Source organism: Nonomuraea sp. AD125B, from assembly GCF_041402765.1.
Classification (GTDB): Bacteria; Actinomycetota; Actinomycetes; order Streptosporangiales; family Streptosporangiaceae; genus Nonomuraea; species Nonomuraea bangladeshensis.
The window spans coordinates 309025-324199 of sequence record NZ_JBGLOU010000007.1 but is presented as its reverse complement, the minus strand read 5'-3'; the positions used below and the strand labels follow the sequence as shown (position 1 = coordinate 324199).

General features: G+C 67.7%; 19 protein-coding genes, 1 tRNA gene and 1 pseudogene. 9 read left to right on the top strand and 12 right to left on the bottom strand.

What is annotated here, in order from left to right; all coding sequences use genetic code 11:
• Positions 1–367: 367 nt before the first annotated feature.
• The 4 genes from ACBR40_RS20820 to ACBR40_RS20805 form a co-directional block, all read right to left on the bottom strand.
• Positions 368–595, bottom strand: a complete 228-nt coding sequence (locus ACBR40_RS20820; RefSeq protein WP_371249813.1) for a hypothetical protein — start codon at positions 593–595, stop codon at positions 368–370.
• 728 nt (positions 596–1323) lie between these two features.
• On the bottom strand, positions 1324–2154 hold the full coding sequence (locus tag ACBR40_RS20815) for a DUF4365 domain-containing protein (protein ID WP_371249812.1): 831 nt from the start codon (positions 2152–2154) through the stop codon (positions 1324–1326).
• Positions 2155–2552: 398 nt separating this feature from the next.
• Positions 2553–3224: an HAD family hydrolase gene (locus tag ACBR40_RS20810; RefSeq protein ID WP_371249811.1), complete on the bottom strand. Its 672-nt coding sequence runs from the start codon at positions 3222–3224 to the stop codon at positions 2553–2555.
• Positions 3221–4063 (bottom strand): GntR family transcriptional regulator, encoded by an 843-nt coding sequence (locus tag ACBR40_RS20805; protein WP_371249810.1) that lies wholly within the window; start codon positions 4061–4063, stop codon positions 3221–3223. The genes ACBR40_RS20810 and ACBR40_RS20805 overlap by 4 nt, the downstream gene beginning before the upstream one ends.
• Before the next feature lie 137 nt (positions 4064–4200).
• Here ACBR40_RS20805 and ACBR40_RS20800 point away from each other — a divergent pair, with 137 nt between their 5' ends.
• From ACBR40_RS20800 to ACBR40_RS20775, 6 genes are all read left to right on the top strand, one after another.
• Positions 4201–4533, top strand: a complete 333-nt coding sequence (locus ACBR40_RS20800; RefSeq protein WP_371249809.1) for a hypothetical protein — start codon at positions 4201–4203, stop codon at positions 4531–4533.
• 97 nt (positions 4534–4630) lie between these two features.
• On the top strand, positions 4631–5737 hold the full coding sequence (locus ACBR40_RS20795) for an FtsK/SpoIIIE domain-containing protein (protein ID WP_371249808.1): 1107 nt from the start codon (positions 4631–4633) through the stop codon (positions 5735–5737).
• Complete coding sequence (locus ACBR40_RS20790) at positions 5734–6000, top strand: hypothetical protein (RefSeq protein WP_371249807.1); 267 nt, start codon at positions 5734–5736, stop codon at positions 5998–6000. The genes ACBR40_RS20795 and ACBR40_RS20790 overlap by 4 nt, the downstream gene beginning before the upstream one ends.
• An 84-nt stretch (positions 6001–6084) precedes the next feature.
• Positions 6085–6762, top strand: coding sequence for a DUF2637 domain-containing protein (locus ACBR40_RS20785; RefSeq protein WP_371249806.1), 678 nt, complete (start codon positions 6085–6087; stop codon positions 6760–6762).
• Positions 6759–7178, top strand: a complete 420-nt coding sequence (locus ACBR40_RS20780; RefSeq protein WP_371249805.1) for a hypothetical protein — start codon at positions 6759–6761, stop codon at positions 7176–7178. The genes ACBR40_RS20785 and ACBR40_RS20780 overlap by 4 nt, the downstream gene beginning before the upstream one ends.
• On the top strand, positions 7175–7315 hold the full coding sequence (locus ACBR40_RS20775; RefSeq protein WP_177240897.1) for a hypothetical protein: 141 nt from the start codon (positions 7175–7177) through the stop codon (positions 7313–7315). Before ACBR40_RS20780 ends, ACBR40_RS20775 begins: the two co-directional genes overlap by 4 nt.
• A 15-nt stretch (positions 7316–7330) precedes the next feature.
• Here ACBR40_RS20775 and ACBR40_RS20770 read toward each other — a convergent pair whose 3' ends face one another.
• Entirely contained in the window at positions 7331–7453 is a 123-nt protein-coding gene (locus ACBR40_RS20770; RefSeq protein ID WP_371249804.1) for a hypothetical protein, read from the bottom strand.
• Positions 7454–7696: 243 nt separating this feature from the next.
• Between ACBR40_RS20770 and ACBR40_RS20765 the strand changes: the two are divergent.
• The 3 genes and pseudogenes from ACBR40_RS20765 (at position 7697) to xerC (ending at position 10461) form a co-directional block, all read left to right on the top strand.
• A pseudogene (locus ACBR40_RS20765) lies at positions 7697–9160 on the top strand (replication initiator).
• On the top strand, positions 9150–9335 hold the full coding sequence (locus tag ACBR40_RS20760; RefSeq protein ID WP_091086446.1) for a helix-turn-helix domain-containing protein: 186 nt from the start codon (positions 9150–9152) through the stop codon (positions 9333–9335). The pseudogene ACBR40_RS20765 and the gene ACBR40_RS20760 overlap by 11 nt, the downstream one beginning before the upstream one ends.
• A 181-nt stretch (positions 9336–9516) precedes the next feature.
• Positions 9517–10461: a tyrosine recombinase XerC gene (gene xerC, locus ACBR40_RS20755; protein ID WP_371249803.1), complete on the top strand. Its 945-nt coding sequence runs from the start codon at positions 9517–9519 to the stop codon at positions 10459–10461.
• Positions 10462–10530: 69 nt separating this feature from the next.
• Here the strand turns inward: xerC and ACBR40_RS20750 are convergent.
• The 7 genes from ACBR40_RS20750 to galU form a co-directional block, all read right to left on the bottom strand.
• A tRNA-Ala gene (locus ACBR40_RS20750) sits at positions 10531–10604 on the bottom strand.
• 49 nt (positions 10605–10653) lie between these two features.
• On the bottom strand, positions 10654–11271 hold the full coding sequence (locus tag ACBR40_RS20745; RefSeq protein WP_344211116.1) for a hypothetical protein: 618 nt from the start codon (positions 11269–11271) through the stop codon (positions 10654–10656).
• Positions 11272–11395: 124 nt separating this feature from the next.
• A complete protein-coding gene (locus tag ACBR40_RS20740) occupies positions 11396–12049 on the bottom strand; it encodes a GNAT family protein (protein ID WP_329592790.1) in 654 nt (217 codons plus the stop codon).
• Positions 12050–12097: 48 nt separating this feature from the next.
• Positions 12098–12595 (bottom strand): MogA/MoaB family molybdenum cofactor biosynthesis protein, encoded by a 498-nt coding sequence (locus ACBR40_RS20735; protein WP_344211118.1) that lies wholly within the window; start codon positions 12593–12595, stop codon positions 12098–12100.
• Positions 12580–13065, bottom strand: a complete 486-nt coding sequence (gene moaC, locus ACBR40_RS20730; RefSeq protein WP_371249802.1) for a cyclic pyranopterin monophosphate synthase MoaC — start codon at positions 13063–13065, stop codon at positions 12580–12582. Before moaC ends, ACBR40_RS20735 begins: the two co-directional genes overlap by 16 nt.
• A complete protein-coding gene (glp, locus tag ACBR40_RS20725; protein WP_344211122.1) occupies positions 13062–14285 on the bottom strand; it encodes a gephyrin-like molybdotransferase Glp in 1224 nt (407 codons plus the stop codon). The genes moaC and glp overlap by 4 nt, the downstream gene beginning before the upstream one ends.
• Entirely contained in the window at positions 14272–15174 is a 903-nt protein-coding gene (gene galU / locus ACBR40_RS20720) for a UTP--glucose-1-phosphate uridylyltransferase GalU (protein ID WP_344211124.1), read from the bottom strand. Before galU ends, glp begins: the two co-directional genes overlap by 14 nt.
• Position 15175 lies beyond the last annotated feature (1 nt).

Here is a 15175-nt window from a genome sequence, read left to right as displayed (position 1 = left end):
GCCCACCGTCGGCTTCGCCATGCCCAACGGCCGGATCTCGGTCCTCCACCAGCGGCCTGACACCACCCGGACCTTCCCGGACAACTGCTCTGCGGTCCCTAAACCAGGACGAACCAGATTCGGAAACCCCTGAAACGACAAGATCCCGCCCGATCGCGATGATCAGACGGGATCCCGTCAACCTCAGTCCAGCCGTCTCAAGAACGGCCCTAGGTGGAGATGAGGGGATTCGAACCCCTGACCCCTTCGATGCGAAGCCACTTGCTGCTGATCGCTACCGGACGCGTTACGCCGCCCGACCTGGGCGTTCGGTCTCCAGTAGTCCGCGAACGTCCGCAGCCGTACACCTCGATCGTCACCCAGTTCGTCACTCACCGCTTCGCCGATTCATGGGCTTGAGCTCAGCCAGTGCGTCGAAGAACTCATGCCGCGGGATCTCGAAGGGCGAGAACTCCTCCAGATCGAGGTCCGCGTAAGTTAACCCGCCGAACTCGTCATCATCATGCTGCTCGTCATACGCGAGAACTACTCCGTTGGCGTATACCTCGACCTGCTGCCGAGCGGTTCCGGTGCCGTCGATCGCGAGGTAGAACACCGACGTTCCCCAACTGGCGTACTGATCCCCACGATCATCGTCCCAGGGCCGGCAAAAGTACCTCACCGAATCCATTTCGGGCCGGTCGTCGCTGCTGCCGTCAGTAGATCCGTCCGCTCGTCGGCGGGCAGGAGGACGCCTCCCGCGAGATTGCAACCGATCGACCAGAAAACTTCTGCTGATGCACTCCGCATAGTGTTCCTCCCTTCTTGGCTGGGGCTTCCCGAGGACCGATCAAGCAAATAGCGGACTACGGTCAGTGTCACCACGAGGATGACCCATGCTGCAATCCCGGCCGGAATTGAACCGACAGCTTGCCCCATCGACCAACGGACGGATCCACACAGACCAACAAGCATCAGATCTTGAAGATTCCCAGGGCCCCTCAGGCCTAGGTTGACGCCCGCGAAATCGACACGCGTCCATGAGCCTTTGTCACAAGGGCAAGGCAGACAGCACGTCGATCACCTTCGCACGGACCTGACCAGCAGACATAGACGGTCGCCGTGCGCTTGAGTGCGTCGGCGTTGCTGTACTGGTTGCTGTACAGCAGACCTCAGCCCTCGGGCTCAGTGGCAAGGACCGACGAAGTCGGTCCGCGGCAGCCGATCGCCCCAGCCACAACGATGAGTTCCGAAGTGAGCGATCGTCACGGCCTCGACTACCTTAATGCGAGACCACCTCACCATGCCCCGGAGAAACCCAGACCGAGCCCCCATTCGCCAGTCTCAATCATCAAAACCTTGAACCTCTTCCCTGCGGTCGATATAGCGAAAGAACTCATCAACACTATTCCAGCGCTGTTCGACTCGGCCCTGACTATCCGTTATAACGAGCTCTTTTCCATCTAGGAGAGATTCGATTACGGGGAGTCCGACACTGAGTGCATCGTTCACCAGATCGTCGGGCGTAATGCCTAGCTCACTGGCTCGCCTCTCAAGCCATTCGGCATACTTCCCAAACACGGTCATTGTGGCGCCGCCGTCTGGATCTCCAACTATCAATATCCCGCCTTGGGGGTCATAGGAGATGCTGACTCCCAGGAGCTCTTCCAGTCGCTCGACCAGCACACTCGCCCCAGCCTTTTCGTTTTCGAAGCGCCGATGGCGCTTCAGCGTACGATTCTTGATACGCGCCAATCCTTGCGCATCAAGCTTGTTATCCAACGGGATCAGGAGATGAGAACGCCTCGTTGCACCCTCGGGATCTTCTGCATCCTGCGCAATCTCCCAATATATTTCTCTAGTAAGAGAATCCCACACTGCTACAACGACCGGCTCCCAGAAGTCAGCCCAATAGCGCAATCGCCACCCCTCAAAGGGGTATTTGATGCATTTTCCGTCCTTTGTGCGGTATCGAGATAAGCTACCCGTGCCCTTAACCTGGACATAGAAGACATAAGGGGTGACGACTTCACCTTTCACAATACGTACATGCAAATCCTCGCCATAATCGCGATTCATCTCTTCAACGATCCAGTTCTGAGATCTGAACACCTCGACAACACACCCGAGCGCAATGTCCGCTACCTTATGCGACTGAGGTCTTTTCGGGGGCATGCAGTTATTGCATCATAGAGCGGCAGGCCGCTCAAGCGAGATATAGATATAAATAGTCCTTGCAGAGCAATGCCGAAGATCATAGGGCGGCGCCTCCGCCCGCATATACGCGCCCCTCACGCTGATCTCCTCGTGCCAGAGTGCTCCCGCCGGAGGCAAGCTCTGACCTCATCGGCTCAGTCCGGGAGCTAGCGTCTCGCGGGGCGCTGGGTGAACATCCTGCGCCAGGTTTCTTCCTGCGTTTGATGGTGCGGCGGGGTGGCCGGGCGGGACCGGCCCGGAGAGGCCGCACGCCCGCCCGGACCGCCCGGCCGCCCGCCGCCCATCGGGCGGCGGCTTGATGACGTAGGGAAGGTATGAATCACGCACCACCCTGCGAGCTTGCCGATCTTGCCCTGCTACTGCTGCTCGATCAGTTCAGCGATGCTGTCGGTCACCGCATCGGCTCCCGCCTGCGTGAGTCTGTCGGCCTTCCCTCGTTCCTTGGCGTAGGCGATGCTGCGCGTTCCGGCGTTGCCCGCGGCCTGCATGTCGAAGTCGGAATCCCCGATCAGCACGGCCCGGTTCGGTTCGACGCCCAGCGCCTTACACGCCCACAGCACTGACTGCGGATGCGGCTTCATCTGCTCCGGCGCCCCGACCGATCGCCCGGAAACCGCAGTGATCCACTCCCCCAGGTCGGCCAGAGCAAGGAACGTTTCTATGGCGGGTGTGGAGTTGTTGCTCACGATGGCGACCGGCTTGCCGGCCTCTGCGCATACTTCGAGGAACTCGCGAACGCCGGGGGTAATCTCGGCGCTGGTTGCGGCCTCGACCTCGTTGCCCATGAGGGCGGTCTCCACCTTGTCGACCAGTTCCGGCGCGATGTCAGCGGTACGGCGCAACACCTTGAGCGGGTCGTCCAGCGCCTCGACATCCTCCGGAAGTTCCACGCCTTCCTTGACGAGCACCTGCTTGAGTCGGGCCGCGACCACGGGCGCGGGCAGTCCGGCGAAGATGCTGCACACCGGGCCGTCGAAGTCGAGCAGGATGGCATCGGCCCGGCGGACGAGATCAGCGGCGCTGGTCATAGCTCGATCTCGCGGCTGATGGTGGTCCACATGCTGTCGAACCAGCGGCGGGTCTCGGTGACGTACTGCGAGGCCATCGAGGTGGGGTCTTCGGTGATCTCGTAGTGGAAGAGCAGGGCGTCCTTGCCCATCACGTCGTACAGCTCGTGGGGCTCGCCCTTGATGCGGACGGTGTGCTTGACGACGGGGTAGAAGCCGAAGAACACCCGCTCGCGGTTGATCACGTAGAACTTGAACGCGGGCGCGGTCTGGTGGACGCGTACCTGCACGGTGGCGGTCTTGACCAGGCCGAGGTCCGCCAGCTCGTGTACGGCGTCGGCGATAGCCTGGACGCTGCGCTGCTGGATGCGCAGGGCGCGGGTGCGAATCACCGGATCGTCGCTTAGGTCCTCGGCCCGGCAAGGCAGGGACATGGGGTGCTCCATGTCGGGGACCAGGATGCGGATGGCGATGGACTCGGGGGTGAGCCGTCCGAGGCGGATCTTGTCGAGAGGCTCTTGAAGCATCCCGTTGAGGGTCTCGCCGGAGAAGCCGGCGAAATCGATGGAGACGTTCGGCTCCTCGAAGGCCCTCTCGATGTGGGGGCGCAGCTCGACCGGCCGTTCGGTGCGTTCGCGGACGAACACGCCGCTGCCCTGGCGGGAGACGACCAGCCCCTCGTCGCGTAGCAGACGGATGGCCTGCTGGACGGTCATGCGCGCCACGCCGTACGTCTTCGCCAGGTCATGGCCTGAGGGGAGCTTCTCGCCCGGCTCGAACTTCTTGGTCAGGATCGCGGCACGCAAGGCGTTGGCGACCTGCTGATACGGCGGGCGGGGGTCGTCAGGATCGAGACTCATCACGCAAACAGCCTAGTTCTCCTAGGTTGCCTAGTCCAGTTACTCGCAGATGCTTGACATGGCTAGCCATGCTGGGCAACATGATTCTCGTCAGCAAGATGCCTAGCCAAGTTAGGCAACCTTCGGAGGAGATCAGCATGCGTAACATCCCCGTCGACATCAGCGGCCTGTCGTTCATCGTCGCAGGTGAGCCCGAGCCGAAGATCGTCGACCGCGCCACCGGCGAGGTCAAGCGCGACGCCGAGGGGCGCGAGCTCTACACCATCCCGCTGCTGCCCAAGCCGAACGACGACCGGCGCAACCCGGTGATCGTGGTGACGTTCCCGAGCGCGACGTTCCCGCAGATCCCCGAGGGCGTGCAGGTCCGCCCGGTCGGCCTGGCGGCCTTCTTCTGGTCCATGAACGGCCGCTCCGGGCTCGGCTTTCGCGCCGAGACCATCGCCCCGGCCACCGCAGCGAAGGCGGCCTGACCGCTGCACCGGCTCTCAGGGACGGACGTACCGCCTGCCGGCCAATCGCCTGCCCCTGGGAGCCGACTTCTCGCGGTACGAAAGGAACGTTCCAAACATGTCCGACTGGCTGATCCCGCTGACCGTGATCCTTGTCGCGGTCTGCACGGTCCTGGCGGTATGGCACGCGTTGCACCCCGTCTCGTTCTGGCTCTGCGTCGGCTACCCCCTCAAGACCGCACACGTGTACGCCACCTGGGGCAACGTCGCCCTCGGCTGCACCCTGACCCGCAAACGGCGCCGCTGGCGCTACACCTTCGACGGCCTGCCGGTCGTCGGCCACGCCACCATCTCACTCGCACAGCGGCGGAAGGTCCGCCGGGTGCAGATCGACAAGCCGCCCCGGCTCGGCCTCATCCGTCCGCACCGCCTCGGCTTCCGAGTGAACGTGACCCTCATGGACGGACAGACGCCGGACGACTACACCGCCCGCCTGTCCAACCTCGCACACGCCTGGCGCGTCCACTCCGTCCGGCTCATCAGCTCCCGACCGGGCCGGGTGACACTGCTCGCCACCCGAGGTGACCCACTGTCCGAGATCCGTATCCCGCTGCTGTCGGAGGGGCTGCTCAGAGTGCGGGTCGGGCTGCTGGAGACCGGCGCGCCATGGCTGATCGACTTCCGTACGGTGCCGCACTGGCTCATCACCGGCGCGACCCAGTCCGGCAAGTCCACCCTGCTCAATGCTCTGATCACCGGTCTGTCCGCGCAACCGGTCGCCTTGGTGGGGTTCGATCTCAAGGGCGGCGTCGAGCTGACCTCCTACGGGGCACGCCTGTCGGCCATCGCCACCGAGCGGACCGAATGCGTCGGCCTGCTCAACGACCTGATCTGCCTGGTCAAGACCCGCATGGCCCTGTGCCGGGCGAACAAGGCGCGCAACGTCTGGAAGCTGCCCGAAGACTTGCGGCCGACACCGGTCGTAGTCCTGGTGGACGAGGTGGCCGAGCTGTTCCTGATGGCCCAAAGGGCGAGAAGGACGAGATCGCCACTACCGCCACCGCGCTCCTCAGACTGGCCCAGCTCGGCCGGGCGTTCGGGGTCTACCTGGTGGTGTGCGGGCAACGGGTCGGCTCCGACCTCGGCCCCGGCGTCACCGCCCTGCGCTCCCAGCTCTCCGGCCGGATCTGCCACCGGGTCAACGACCCGGAGACCGCCACCATGACCCTCGGCGACACCGACCCGGCCGCCCTCGACGCGGCCCGCCAGATCCCCGCCAGCATGCCCGGAACCGCCATCGTGGTCGCCGATGACGGCCGCTGGTACCGGGCCCGCTCCGTCTACGTCACCGAAGAAGCGGCCGAAGCCGCCGCCACCCAGCACGCCCAGCTCGCGCCCGCCTGGGCCGACCTGCTCACCGGCACCGACACCGTGACCGTCACGGACGCCGAACTGGAAGCCTTCGCCCGCGAAGGCGAGCCCACCTAACCCCTCCACCCACCGGCCCGGCGCGGGCCTGATCGCGCCAGGTCCCTACCCGCCCCATGCCCGAAACCGAAAGGAGGTGCCTCTATGGGACGCATCCGCGCCCGCCTGCTCGACACCGGCCCCGTCGTCGTCCTGGCCGTCATCGCCGCTGTCGGGTCCTTCACCCACATCAGTGACCTGGCCGACCGGCACGGGCAGCACGGTTGGCAGTCCTGGGCGGTCGCCGTGTGCATCGACCTGATGTGCGTGATGGCCGCCCGCGAACTCCAGCGCGACAAGCGCACCGGCCGCCGCCGCCACGGCCCGCTCTCGTGGCCGGCACTTGTGCTGACCGGCGGCATCGTCCTGACCCTGGCCGCCAACCTGGCCACTGCGCACCCGAGCGCGTGGGGCTGGATCACCGCCGCCACACCCGCCGTCGCCTTCCTGGTCGCGGTCTCCATGCTGGAGCGCCGCGCCTCCCACCGATCCCCGCCCGGACCGGTGGACGACGAACAGCCCTGCCCCGCCGACGCCGTGGCGGCCGTCGAGGTGCCACAGCTCGACCCGGCCCCGCCGACCGCTCCCGGCCCTGCCGGATCAGCGGCGGTCGAGTCCGGTCCGTCGCCCGCGCTGCTCGCCTACGCCCGCCGCCTGGCCGACGACCACCACGCCACCCACCAGCGGCCCATCACCGGCGACCTGCTCGCCACCCGCATGCACGTCTCGCCCGACCTGGCCGCCGACCTGCTCACCCACCTCCGGAAGGAACCCGTCGCATGACTCACGAGCTGACCCTCCCTCACCTGATCGACGCCGCCCGCGCCTGGGCGCGAGGCTCCTTCGCCCTGGAGGCCGCCGTCGAACTGCTCATCCACCACGGCGTGTGGCTCCAGCGACGGGAGTTCCACCGCTACGCCATGGACTACATCACCACCACGTACAACCGCGTCCCGTTCGTGATCATCGACTGGCAGTCCGCTCACCACGCCCTCTCCCAGGGCCGCATGCCCTGCTCCCGCAGCGAGGCCGCCGTCCTGCGCATCGCCCTGTCGATCGCCGACGCCTTGCCGATCGAACTCGGCCCCGCCATCACCGGCCTGGACTCCACCAACTTCGCCCGCGTCCTGGCCGCGATGAACCACGCCCACGGCGACCGCACCGCCTGGACCTCCGCGAGAGGAGACACCACGTCGTGAAGCGGCTCTACTGCCGCCGCTGCCTTGGCTTCGGCACCATCACCGCCTATCGCAGCCAGCCTCAGCCCACCGGCCAGACATGGATCATCGAGGTCTCGGAGACCTGCCCGACCTGCCGAGGAAAGGGCACCCGGTGATCTCCGAGCACCCTCTCACCCGATCATGACCCGCTTGCCGTGCCCGTTCTGCGCCTGCTGCGCCCGGTACGGCTGCGACTTCGACGGCGACCCGCCCGACTGCGACACCACCACACCCGACGAGCCCTGCCCCTGCACCCGCCAAGGAGGTGAACCCGAATCATCCAGTTCTACGCCTGCGCCACCTGCAACGGCACCGGCCTTCACGACGACGACACCTGCCGCGACTGCTCCGGCACCGGTATCGACCTCGACAGCCGCGACTAGCTCCGGCGACGCCACCACGGGACGGCTCAAGCCTGGCAGCCCGCCGTCCCTGTGGGGCGTCACCCTCCGCACTCAACGAAGGAACTCCAGTATGCGCGACCGGCCCTGTCCGGAATGCGATGGCCACGGCTCCGTCCGGGTCCGCTCGCCCCGTACCCACCAACTGTTCGTCATCTACTGCCCGTGCTGCGAAGGCAGCGGAGAGGAGGCTCAGTGACCGAAGCAGACGCCCAGCTCAGCGACCTCATTGGCTCGGCCATCCGGGACCTGGCCCGCCACTCCAACCAGGACGTCACCCGCTGGCTTCACCAGGTCGACCGGCTCCGCGGCTGCACCGACCCGATCCGCCTCACCGGCGAGTCCACCACCTTGAACAGCACCACCGGCGAAGTCCTGCACACCTTCACCACCCGCGACCAACCACACGGCCAACTCTTGATCCGCTGCGGCAACCGCCGCGCCTCCCGCTGCCCGGCCTGCGCCGAGACCTACCGCCAAGACACCTTCCACCTCATCCGCGCGGGCTTGCTCGGCGGGGACAAAGGCGTCCCGGAGATCGTCCGCACCCACCCGCGCGTCCTCGCCACGCTCACCGCCCCGTCCTTCGGCCCGGTTCACCGAGGCCCCGACAAGGACGGCACCACGAACGTCTGCCACCCACGCCGTACCGGCCCGTCCTGCTTCACCCGCCACCAGAAAGGAGACCCGACCATAGGCTAACCGCTCGACCCCGGCACCTACGACCACACCGGCCACATCCTGTGGAACGCCCACGCCGCCGTCCTGTGGCACCGCTTCACCATCTACCTGCGCCAGCACCTGGCCGCCGCCACCGGCCTGACCCGAAAGGAGTTCGCCCGCACCGCCCGCCTGTCCTTCGCCAAGGTCGCCGAGTACCAGGCCCGTGGCATCGTCCACTTCCACGCCGTCATCCGCCTCGACGGCCGGGAGGGCGACACGCTCACCACCCCTCCTGCCTGGGCGACCCTCGACCTGCTCACCACCACGATCAAGTCCGCCGCCCAAGCCGTCCGCCTGCCCGCCCCGGAAACCGGGCAACCGCTCACCTGGGGCACCCTCGACGTACGCCCGATCCAAAGCGCCGGCCTCGACGCCGACGCCCTGTCCGAGGCCACCGTCGCGGGCTACATCGCCAAGTACGCCACCAAAGCCGCCGAGACCTCCGGCACCCTGGACCGCCGCGTCACCCGGCAAGACCTCGCCCGCCTGCACACCCACGGCGTCACCGAGCACGCCGCCCGCTTGATCCGCACCGCCTGGGATCTCGGCGACACCGCCGCCCATCCCGACCTGGCCCCGCTCCGGCTCCGCCAGTGGGCTCACATGCTCGGCTTCCGTGGCCACTTCTCCACCAAGAGCCGCGCCTACTCCACCACCCTGACCGCCCTGCGCCGCGTCCGCGTGGAGTACCGCGAGGCCCAAGAGCTGCAACGCCTGCGACACGACCCGACCAGCACCCTCGTCCTCGCCCACTGGAAGTACGCCGGACAGGGCTTCACACCCGGCAAATCCGCCCTGGCCGCCACTGTCAACGAAGGAGGCAAGCATGGCCGATGACGTCCAGCTCTACCGCGTTCCTGACGCCATGCTGAAGCTCCGCATGAGCCGCAGCGTCATCTACGAGCAGTTGCGCTCCGGTCGCCTCCGCTCGGTCAAGCAGGGCCGCTGCCGCCTGATCCCGGAGAGCGCCCTTCGCGAGTACATCGCCCTGTTGCAGCAGGAGGCGTCATGACGAAACGCCGCAGCCGCGGGGCGGCCTGCACTGGGACGAGTCCCGCCAACGTTGGATCGCCTCGCTCACGGTCGGCTACACACCGGCCGGGAAGCGCATCGTCAAGAAGGCCAGCGGCAAGACCAAGACCGCCGCCAAGGACAAGCTCAAGCAGATCATCCGCGACTACGAAGACGGCCTGGTGGTCTCCGGAGCCGGTTACACCGTGGCCGACGCCGTACAGAACTGGCTGGACTACGGGCTCAGCGGACGAGACCCCGCGACGGTGGAGAAGTGCAAGATCCTCGCGAACAAGCACGTCATCACCGGCTTGGGCGCCCGCAAACTCGTGGACCTGACGGCCGACGACGTTGATCGCTGGCTGGCCGACAAGTCTAAGGACCTGAGCACCCGCACCCTGCGCGAACTGCGTTCCATCCTCGTCCGCTCGATCTCAAGGGCTCAGGCCCGCGACAAGGTGAAGCGCAACGTCGTGCTCCTGTGCGAGATCCCGAAGGGAAAGGAAGGCCGCCCGTCCAAGTCGCTGACGCTCGCCCAGGCTGAAGCCGTGCTCAAGGCATCGGAGGGCACGGCCCTGCACGCCTACGTCGTCCTGTCGCTGCTTCTCGGCGCTCGCACGGAAGAACTCCGCGCGCTCACCTGGACGCACGTCGATCTGGACAGCACACCGGCGTCCATCATGGTGTGGCGGTCCGTCCGCGACGGAGGCGACACCAAGACCAAGAAGTCCCGCCGCACCCTGGCGATGCCGAGGCGCTGCGTGGACGCCCTCAAGCTCCACCGTGAACGCCAGGACGTCGCCAAGAAGGCGGCGGGCGACCGCTGGCAGGACAACGACCTCGTGTTCGCGTCCAAGGTTGGCACGGAGTTGGACGCGCACAACGTCCGCCGCTCGTTCCGGACTGTCCTCAAGAAGGCCAGCCTCGACCCGAAGGACTGGACACCTCGCGAGATGCGGCACAGCTTCGTCTCGCTGCTCTCCGACTCCGGCATGCCGATCGAGGCCATCTCACGCCTGGTCGGCCACCGCAACACCACCGTCACCGAGACCGTCTACCGCAAGCAACTCCGCCCGGTGATCCTCGACGGCGCAGAGGCCATGGACCAGATCTTCGGAGACACGTAGTCACTCAGTTAGTCACTCAGGAACGCAAATGGCCGCTACCAACCTCTTGATAGCGGCCATCAGCCTGGGTGGAGATGAGGGGATTCGAACCCCTGACCCCTTCGATGCGAACGAAGTGCGCTACCGGACTGCGCTACATCCCCAAGGACTCGTTTAGGTTAGCATCCCCTCGAGGGTTCTCGCGCCACCCTTTCAGTCCCCCACCGCGCGCCTGGGCGGCTCCGCGTACTGGTCGAACAGCACGTCCTCGTGCAGCGCCGTCAGGTCGATCACCTCGGCCGGCGGCTCCTCGGCGAGGGCCTGGCGGCGCTGGCGGGCTCGGCGCCGGCGTTCGGCGAGGGCCTGGCGGGCGCGTTCGCGGCGCTCCTTGTCCACGTGTACGGCGACCCGCAGGAAGCACAGGTAGCCCACCGTGACCAGCACGGACGGCGCCACGCCCCACCAAGGGATCATCTTGACCGCCGCCGTGACCACGGACGCCACCACCAGCAGCACGCAGAAGAACAGCAGCCGGCGCCGCCGGGCCACGATGATCGCCCGTCGCCGCAGCCGGAACTGCCGGACGTCGACCTTCTCGAACTCGCCCGTGGGCGGCCCGGTGAGCAGCCCGATGCCGGCGTCGTCCTCGTAGCCCTCGGCCGCCGCGGCGGCGGCCAGGTTGTCGAGGTCGGGGAGCTGGTGCTCGCCGGTGTAGTACTCCTCGAGCTCGGCCAGCTCGGCGAGGTTGGTCTTGTCCTTGCGCAGCCACATCGGGATGAGGACGCACAGCCACATCACGACGATGGCGAGATAGAGGAGGACGCTGCTCACGACCACCTCCGGGCAGCATGAAGACGCGGGTCGGCTCGTTGCGTCTTCAATCTGCTCACGTCACGCACCGTAAGACCGCGTGTCACTGATTGACGAGCATTCGGTGCGGTGTGTCGCGAGATCGTCAAACCTCTTCGACAGAAGACCCCCCGCGAGCCGCTGACTCGCGGGCGCGACGCCACTGTACGAGCAGCCCGCCGGGGACGTCCTCGACGGTCAACGCGTAGCAAATGTGGTCGCGCCAGGCTCCGTCGATGTGAAGTTGGCGACGCCGAATGCCTTCTTCCCTGAATCCGAGTTTCTCAACCACCCTACGACTGGCGGAGTTCTCGGGGCGGATGTTCGCCTCCAGCCGATGCAAACCGGTGGTGAAGAAGCAGTGGTCGACGGCCATGGCGAGGGCGGTGGGGGTGATGCCGTGACCGGCCAGTTTGCCGTCGATCCAGTAGCCGACCTGGGCGGAACGGGCGGATCCCCACACGATGGCGCCGACGGTGAGCTGTCCGGCGAAGCGCCCCTCGTACGTGACCACCCAGGGCAGCGCGAGCCCCTGCCTGGCCTCCCGCCGCAGGGTGCCGACCATGGACACGTACGGGCCGAGCCCGGTCCTGAACAGAGGCGTCTCGGGGTTGCTCGGCTCCCAGGGGCGCAGCCAGTCGGCGTTGCGCAGCCTGGTCTCCCGCCACACGCGTACGTCGCCCAACCGCAGCGGCCGGAGGCCGACCGGCCCTTCGTTGAGGCTCACCGGCCAGCCGCGAAGTCGATCCACAACTCTCATCATCCCCCCAACGGGCACGATGTCGCCACGCGCGGATCGAAGTAGTGCTCAGCGCGGGTGATCGCCGCCGCGGATCTGCTCGACGGCGTGCCGCAGAATGGGCGCGAGTACGGCGACACCGTCCCTCACGCCGCCGGACGAACCGGGCAGGTTGACGATCAGGGTGTCGCCGGCCTGCCCTGCGAGCCCCCGGGACAGGATCGACGTCGGGACCTTCTCGCGATTGGCCTGCCGGATCGCCTCCGCGATGCCCGGGATCTCCCGCGAGATCACGCGGGCGGTCATCTCCGGCGTGAGGTCCATCGGCGTCAGCCCGGTGCCCCCGGTGGTGACCACGACCTCGTAGCCGCCGAGGACACCGTCCCGCAGCGCCATCTCCACCGGCTCGCCGTCGGGGACGACCACGGGGCCGTCGACGACGTCACAGCCGGCCTCGTCACGCAGCAGCCGTACGAGCAACGGCCCGGATTTATCCTCATAAATCCCGGCCGACGCCCGGTTCGACACCGTGATCACCAGCGCCCGCATCATCATGACCGCGTCCATCGTCCGGTCTTGCCGCCCAGCTTCTCCTCCACGCGCACGTCAGTGATCATCGCGCCCGGATCGACCGCCTTGACCATGTCGATGAGCGCGAGCGCCGCCACCGACACCGCCGTCAGCGCCTCCATCTCCACGCCGGTGCGGTCGGCCGTCTTCACCCGGCAGGTGATCGCCACGCCCCAGTCCTCGACGTCCAGCGTCACCTTGACGCCGTGCAGCGCGATCGGATGGCAGAGCGGGATCAGGTCCGGCGTACGTTTCGCGCCCATGATGCCGGCGATCCGCGCCACCCCCAGCGCGTCGCCCTTGGGCACCTCGCCCGTACGCAGCAGCGCCACGGTCTCCGCCGACAGCAGCACCCGCCCGGTGGCGACGGCGCTGCGCGCGGAGACGTCCTTGGCGGAGACGTCCACCATGCGGGCGGCGCCGGTCTCGTCGATGTGCGTGAGCCCGCCCGCGTCCGGTCCGGTCACAGCCGGATCACCTCCACCTCCGCACCTGCGGGCACCTCGGTCACGTCCTCGGGCACCACGATCAGCGCGTTCGCCGAGGCCAGCGCGGCGAGCTGGTGGGAGCCCTGCCCGTGCACCGGCGACACCGTGCCGTCGGCGGCGAGCACGCCCCGCAGGTAGGACCGCCGCCCCGCGGGCGAGCGCAGCGACCCGGTGACGCACGCGGTGACGGACTCCGGCATGCCGGACGGCAGCCCGCGCATCTTGGCCAGCGCCGGCCGGACGAACAGCACGAACGACACGAACGACGACACCGGATTGCCGGGCAGCGCGAAGATCGGCACCTGGTCGTCCCCCAGCACGCCGAACCCCTGCGGCATCCCGGGCTGCATGGCCACCTTCTCGAAGCGTACGGTCCCGAGCGGCGACAGGGCCTCCTTGACCGGTTCGTACGCGCCCATCGACACCCCGCCACTGGTGATGATGGCGTCGGCGCGTACGAGGTCGGTGTCGAGCCGGTCGAGCAGCACGGCAGGATCGTCCCCGACCGCCCCGGCCCGGAACCCTTCCCCGCCCGCCTCCCGCACCGCGGCGGTCAGCGCGAAGCTGTTGGAATCCCAGATCTGGCCGGGCCCGAGCTGCCCGCCCGGCTCCACGAGCTCGGCGCCCGTGGCGATGACGACCACCCGGGGCCGCGGCCGCGCGAGCACCCGCCGCCGCCCCACCCCGGCGATGATGCCGAGCTGCGCGGGCCCGATCAGGGTGCCCGGCTTGAGCACGACGTCACCGGACTGGACGTCCTCGCCGGCCCGGCGGATCGCGTTGCCCGGCCCGGTGGAGCGCTCGATGCGTACGGAGACCGTCCCGCCGTCCGTCCATTCGACCGGGACCACGGTGTCGGCCCCGGCCGGCAGCGGCGCGCCGGTCATGATGCGCACGGCGTGGCCGGGCCCGACGGCGCGCAGCTCGTCGGAGCCGGCCGCGACGTCGTCGACCACCGGCAGGGTCACCGGAACCTCGGCGATGTCGGCGGCCCGTACGGCATAACCGTCCATGGCGGAGTTGTCGAACGGCGGGAGCGGCACCGGCGCGGAGACCTCCTCCGCCAGCGTCGCCCCCAGCGACTGCTCCAGGTCGAGCTCGATGGGCGCGAGCGGGCGCACCGTGGCCAGGATGTCGGCCAGGTGCGCCTCGACCGGCTTCAGCGCGCTCGCCGATCCAGCCGGATCAGCCGACCTCATCGAGGAACTCCCGCAGCCACGGGACGAACTCGCCCGCCAGATCCTCCCGATCCGCCGCGAACTTCACCACCGTGCGCAGGTAGTCCAGCTTGTCGCCGGTGTCGTAGCGCCGCCCGCGGAACAGCACCCCGTGCACGGGGCCGCCCTCCTCGGAGCCGCGCCCGGCCAGCGTGCGCAGCGCGTCGGTGAGCTGGATCTCGCCGCCGCGCCCCGGCGGGGTGTTCTCCAGCACCTCGAACACCGCCGGGTCGATCACGTAGCGCCCGATGATGGCCCAGTTGGAGGGCGCCTCGTCGGCCGGAGGCTTCTCCACGAGGTCGGTCACCTTCACGACGTCGTCCTCGGCGGTCGCCTCGATCGTCGCCACGCCGTACAGGGAAACCTGCTCCTTCGGCACCTCCATCAGAGCGATCACGCTGCCGCCATAGGTGTCGCGCACCTCGATCATGCGCTTGAGCAGCGCGTCACGGCGGTCAATGAGGTCGTCACCGAGCAGGCACGCGAACGGATGGTCGCCGACGTGCTGCTTGGCACAGAGCACGGCGTGGCCGAGTCCCTTGGGCTCGCCCTGCCGCACGTAGTGCAGCGTGGCCAGGGACGCGGGCTCGCGGACCTGGGACAGCCGGTGCTCATCGCCCTTGGCCTCAAGGACCTCCTCAAGCTCGAACGCGCGGTCGAAGTGGTCCTCGATCGATCGCTTGTTCTTGCCGGTGACCATCAGAACGTCCAGGAGGCCCGCGGACGCGGCCTCCTCGACGACATACTGGATCGCGGGCTTGTCGACGATGGGCAACATCTCCTTGGGTGTCGCCTTGGTCGCCGGAAGGAACCGGGTGCCCAGACCCGCGGCGGGCACGACGGCTTTCGTCACAGGGTCGAAGTCAGCCATG

Coding starts and splice junctions, on each gene's coding strand:
- ACBR40_RS20815 (WP_371249812.1), bottom strand. CDS start 2,154: ATGCCCCCGAAAAGACCTCAGTCGCATAAGGTAGCGGACATTGCGCTC.
- ACBR40_RS20810 (WP_371249811.1), bottom strand. CDS start 3,224: ATGACCAGCGCCGCTGATCTCGTCCGCCGGGCCGATGCCATCCTGCTC.
- ACBR40_RS20805 (WP_371249810.1), bottom strand. CDS start 4,063: ATGAGTCTCGATCCTGACGACCCCCGCCCGCCGTATCAGCAGGTCGCC.
- ACBR40_RS20800 (WP_371249809.1), top strand. CDS start 4,201: ATGCGTAACATCCCCGTCGACATCAGCGGCCTGTCGTTCATCGTCGCA.
- ACBR40_RS20795 (WP_371249808.1), top strand. CDS start 4,631: ATGTCCGACTGGCTGATCCCGCTGACCGTGATCCTTGTCGCGGTCTGC.
- ACBR40_RS20790 (WP_371249807.1), top strand. CDS start 5,734: ATGACCCTCGGCGACACCGACCCGGCCGCCCTCGACGCGGCCCGCCAG.
- ACBR40_RS20785 (WP_371249806.1), top strand. CDS start 6,085: ATGGGACGCATCCGCGCCCGCCTGCTCGACACCGGCCCCGTCGTCGTC.
- ACBR40_RS20780 (WP_371249805.1), top strand. CDS start 6,759: ATGACTCACGAGCTGACCCTCCCTCACCTGATCGACGCCGCCCGCGCC.
- ACBR40_RS20760 (WP_091086446.1), top strand. CDS start 9,150: ATGGCCGATGACGTCCAGCTCTACCGCGTTCCTGACGCCATGCTGAAG.
- ACBR40_RS20740 (WP_329592790.1), bottom strand. CDS start 12,049: ATGAGAGTTGTGGATCGACTTCGCGGCTGGCCGGTGAGCCTCAACGAA.
- ACBR40_RS20735 (WP_344211118.1), bottom strand. CDS start 12,595: ATGGACGCGGTCATGATGATGCGGGCGCTGGTGATCACGGTGTCGAAC.
- glp (WP_344211122.1), bottom strand. CDS start 14,285: ATGAGGTCGGCTGATCCGGCTGGATCGGCGAGCGCGCTGAAGCCGGTC.
- galU (WP_344211124.1), bottom strand. CDS start 15,174: ATGGCTGACTTCGACCCTGTGACGAAAGCCGTCGTGCCCGCCGCGGGT.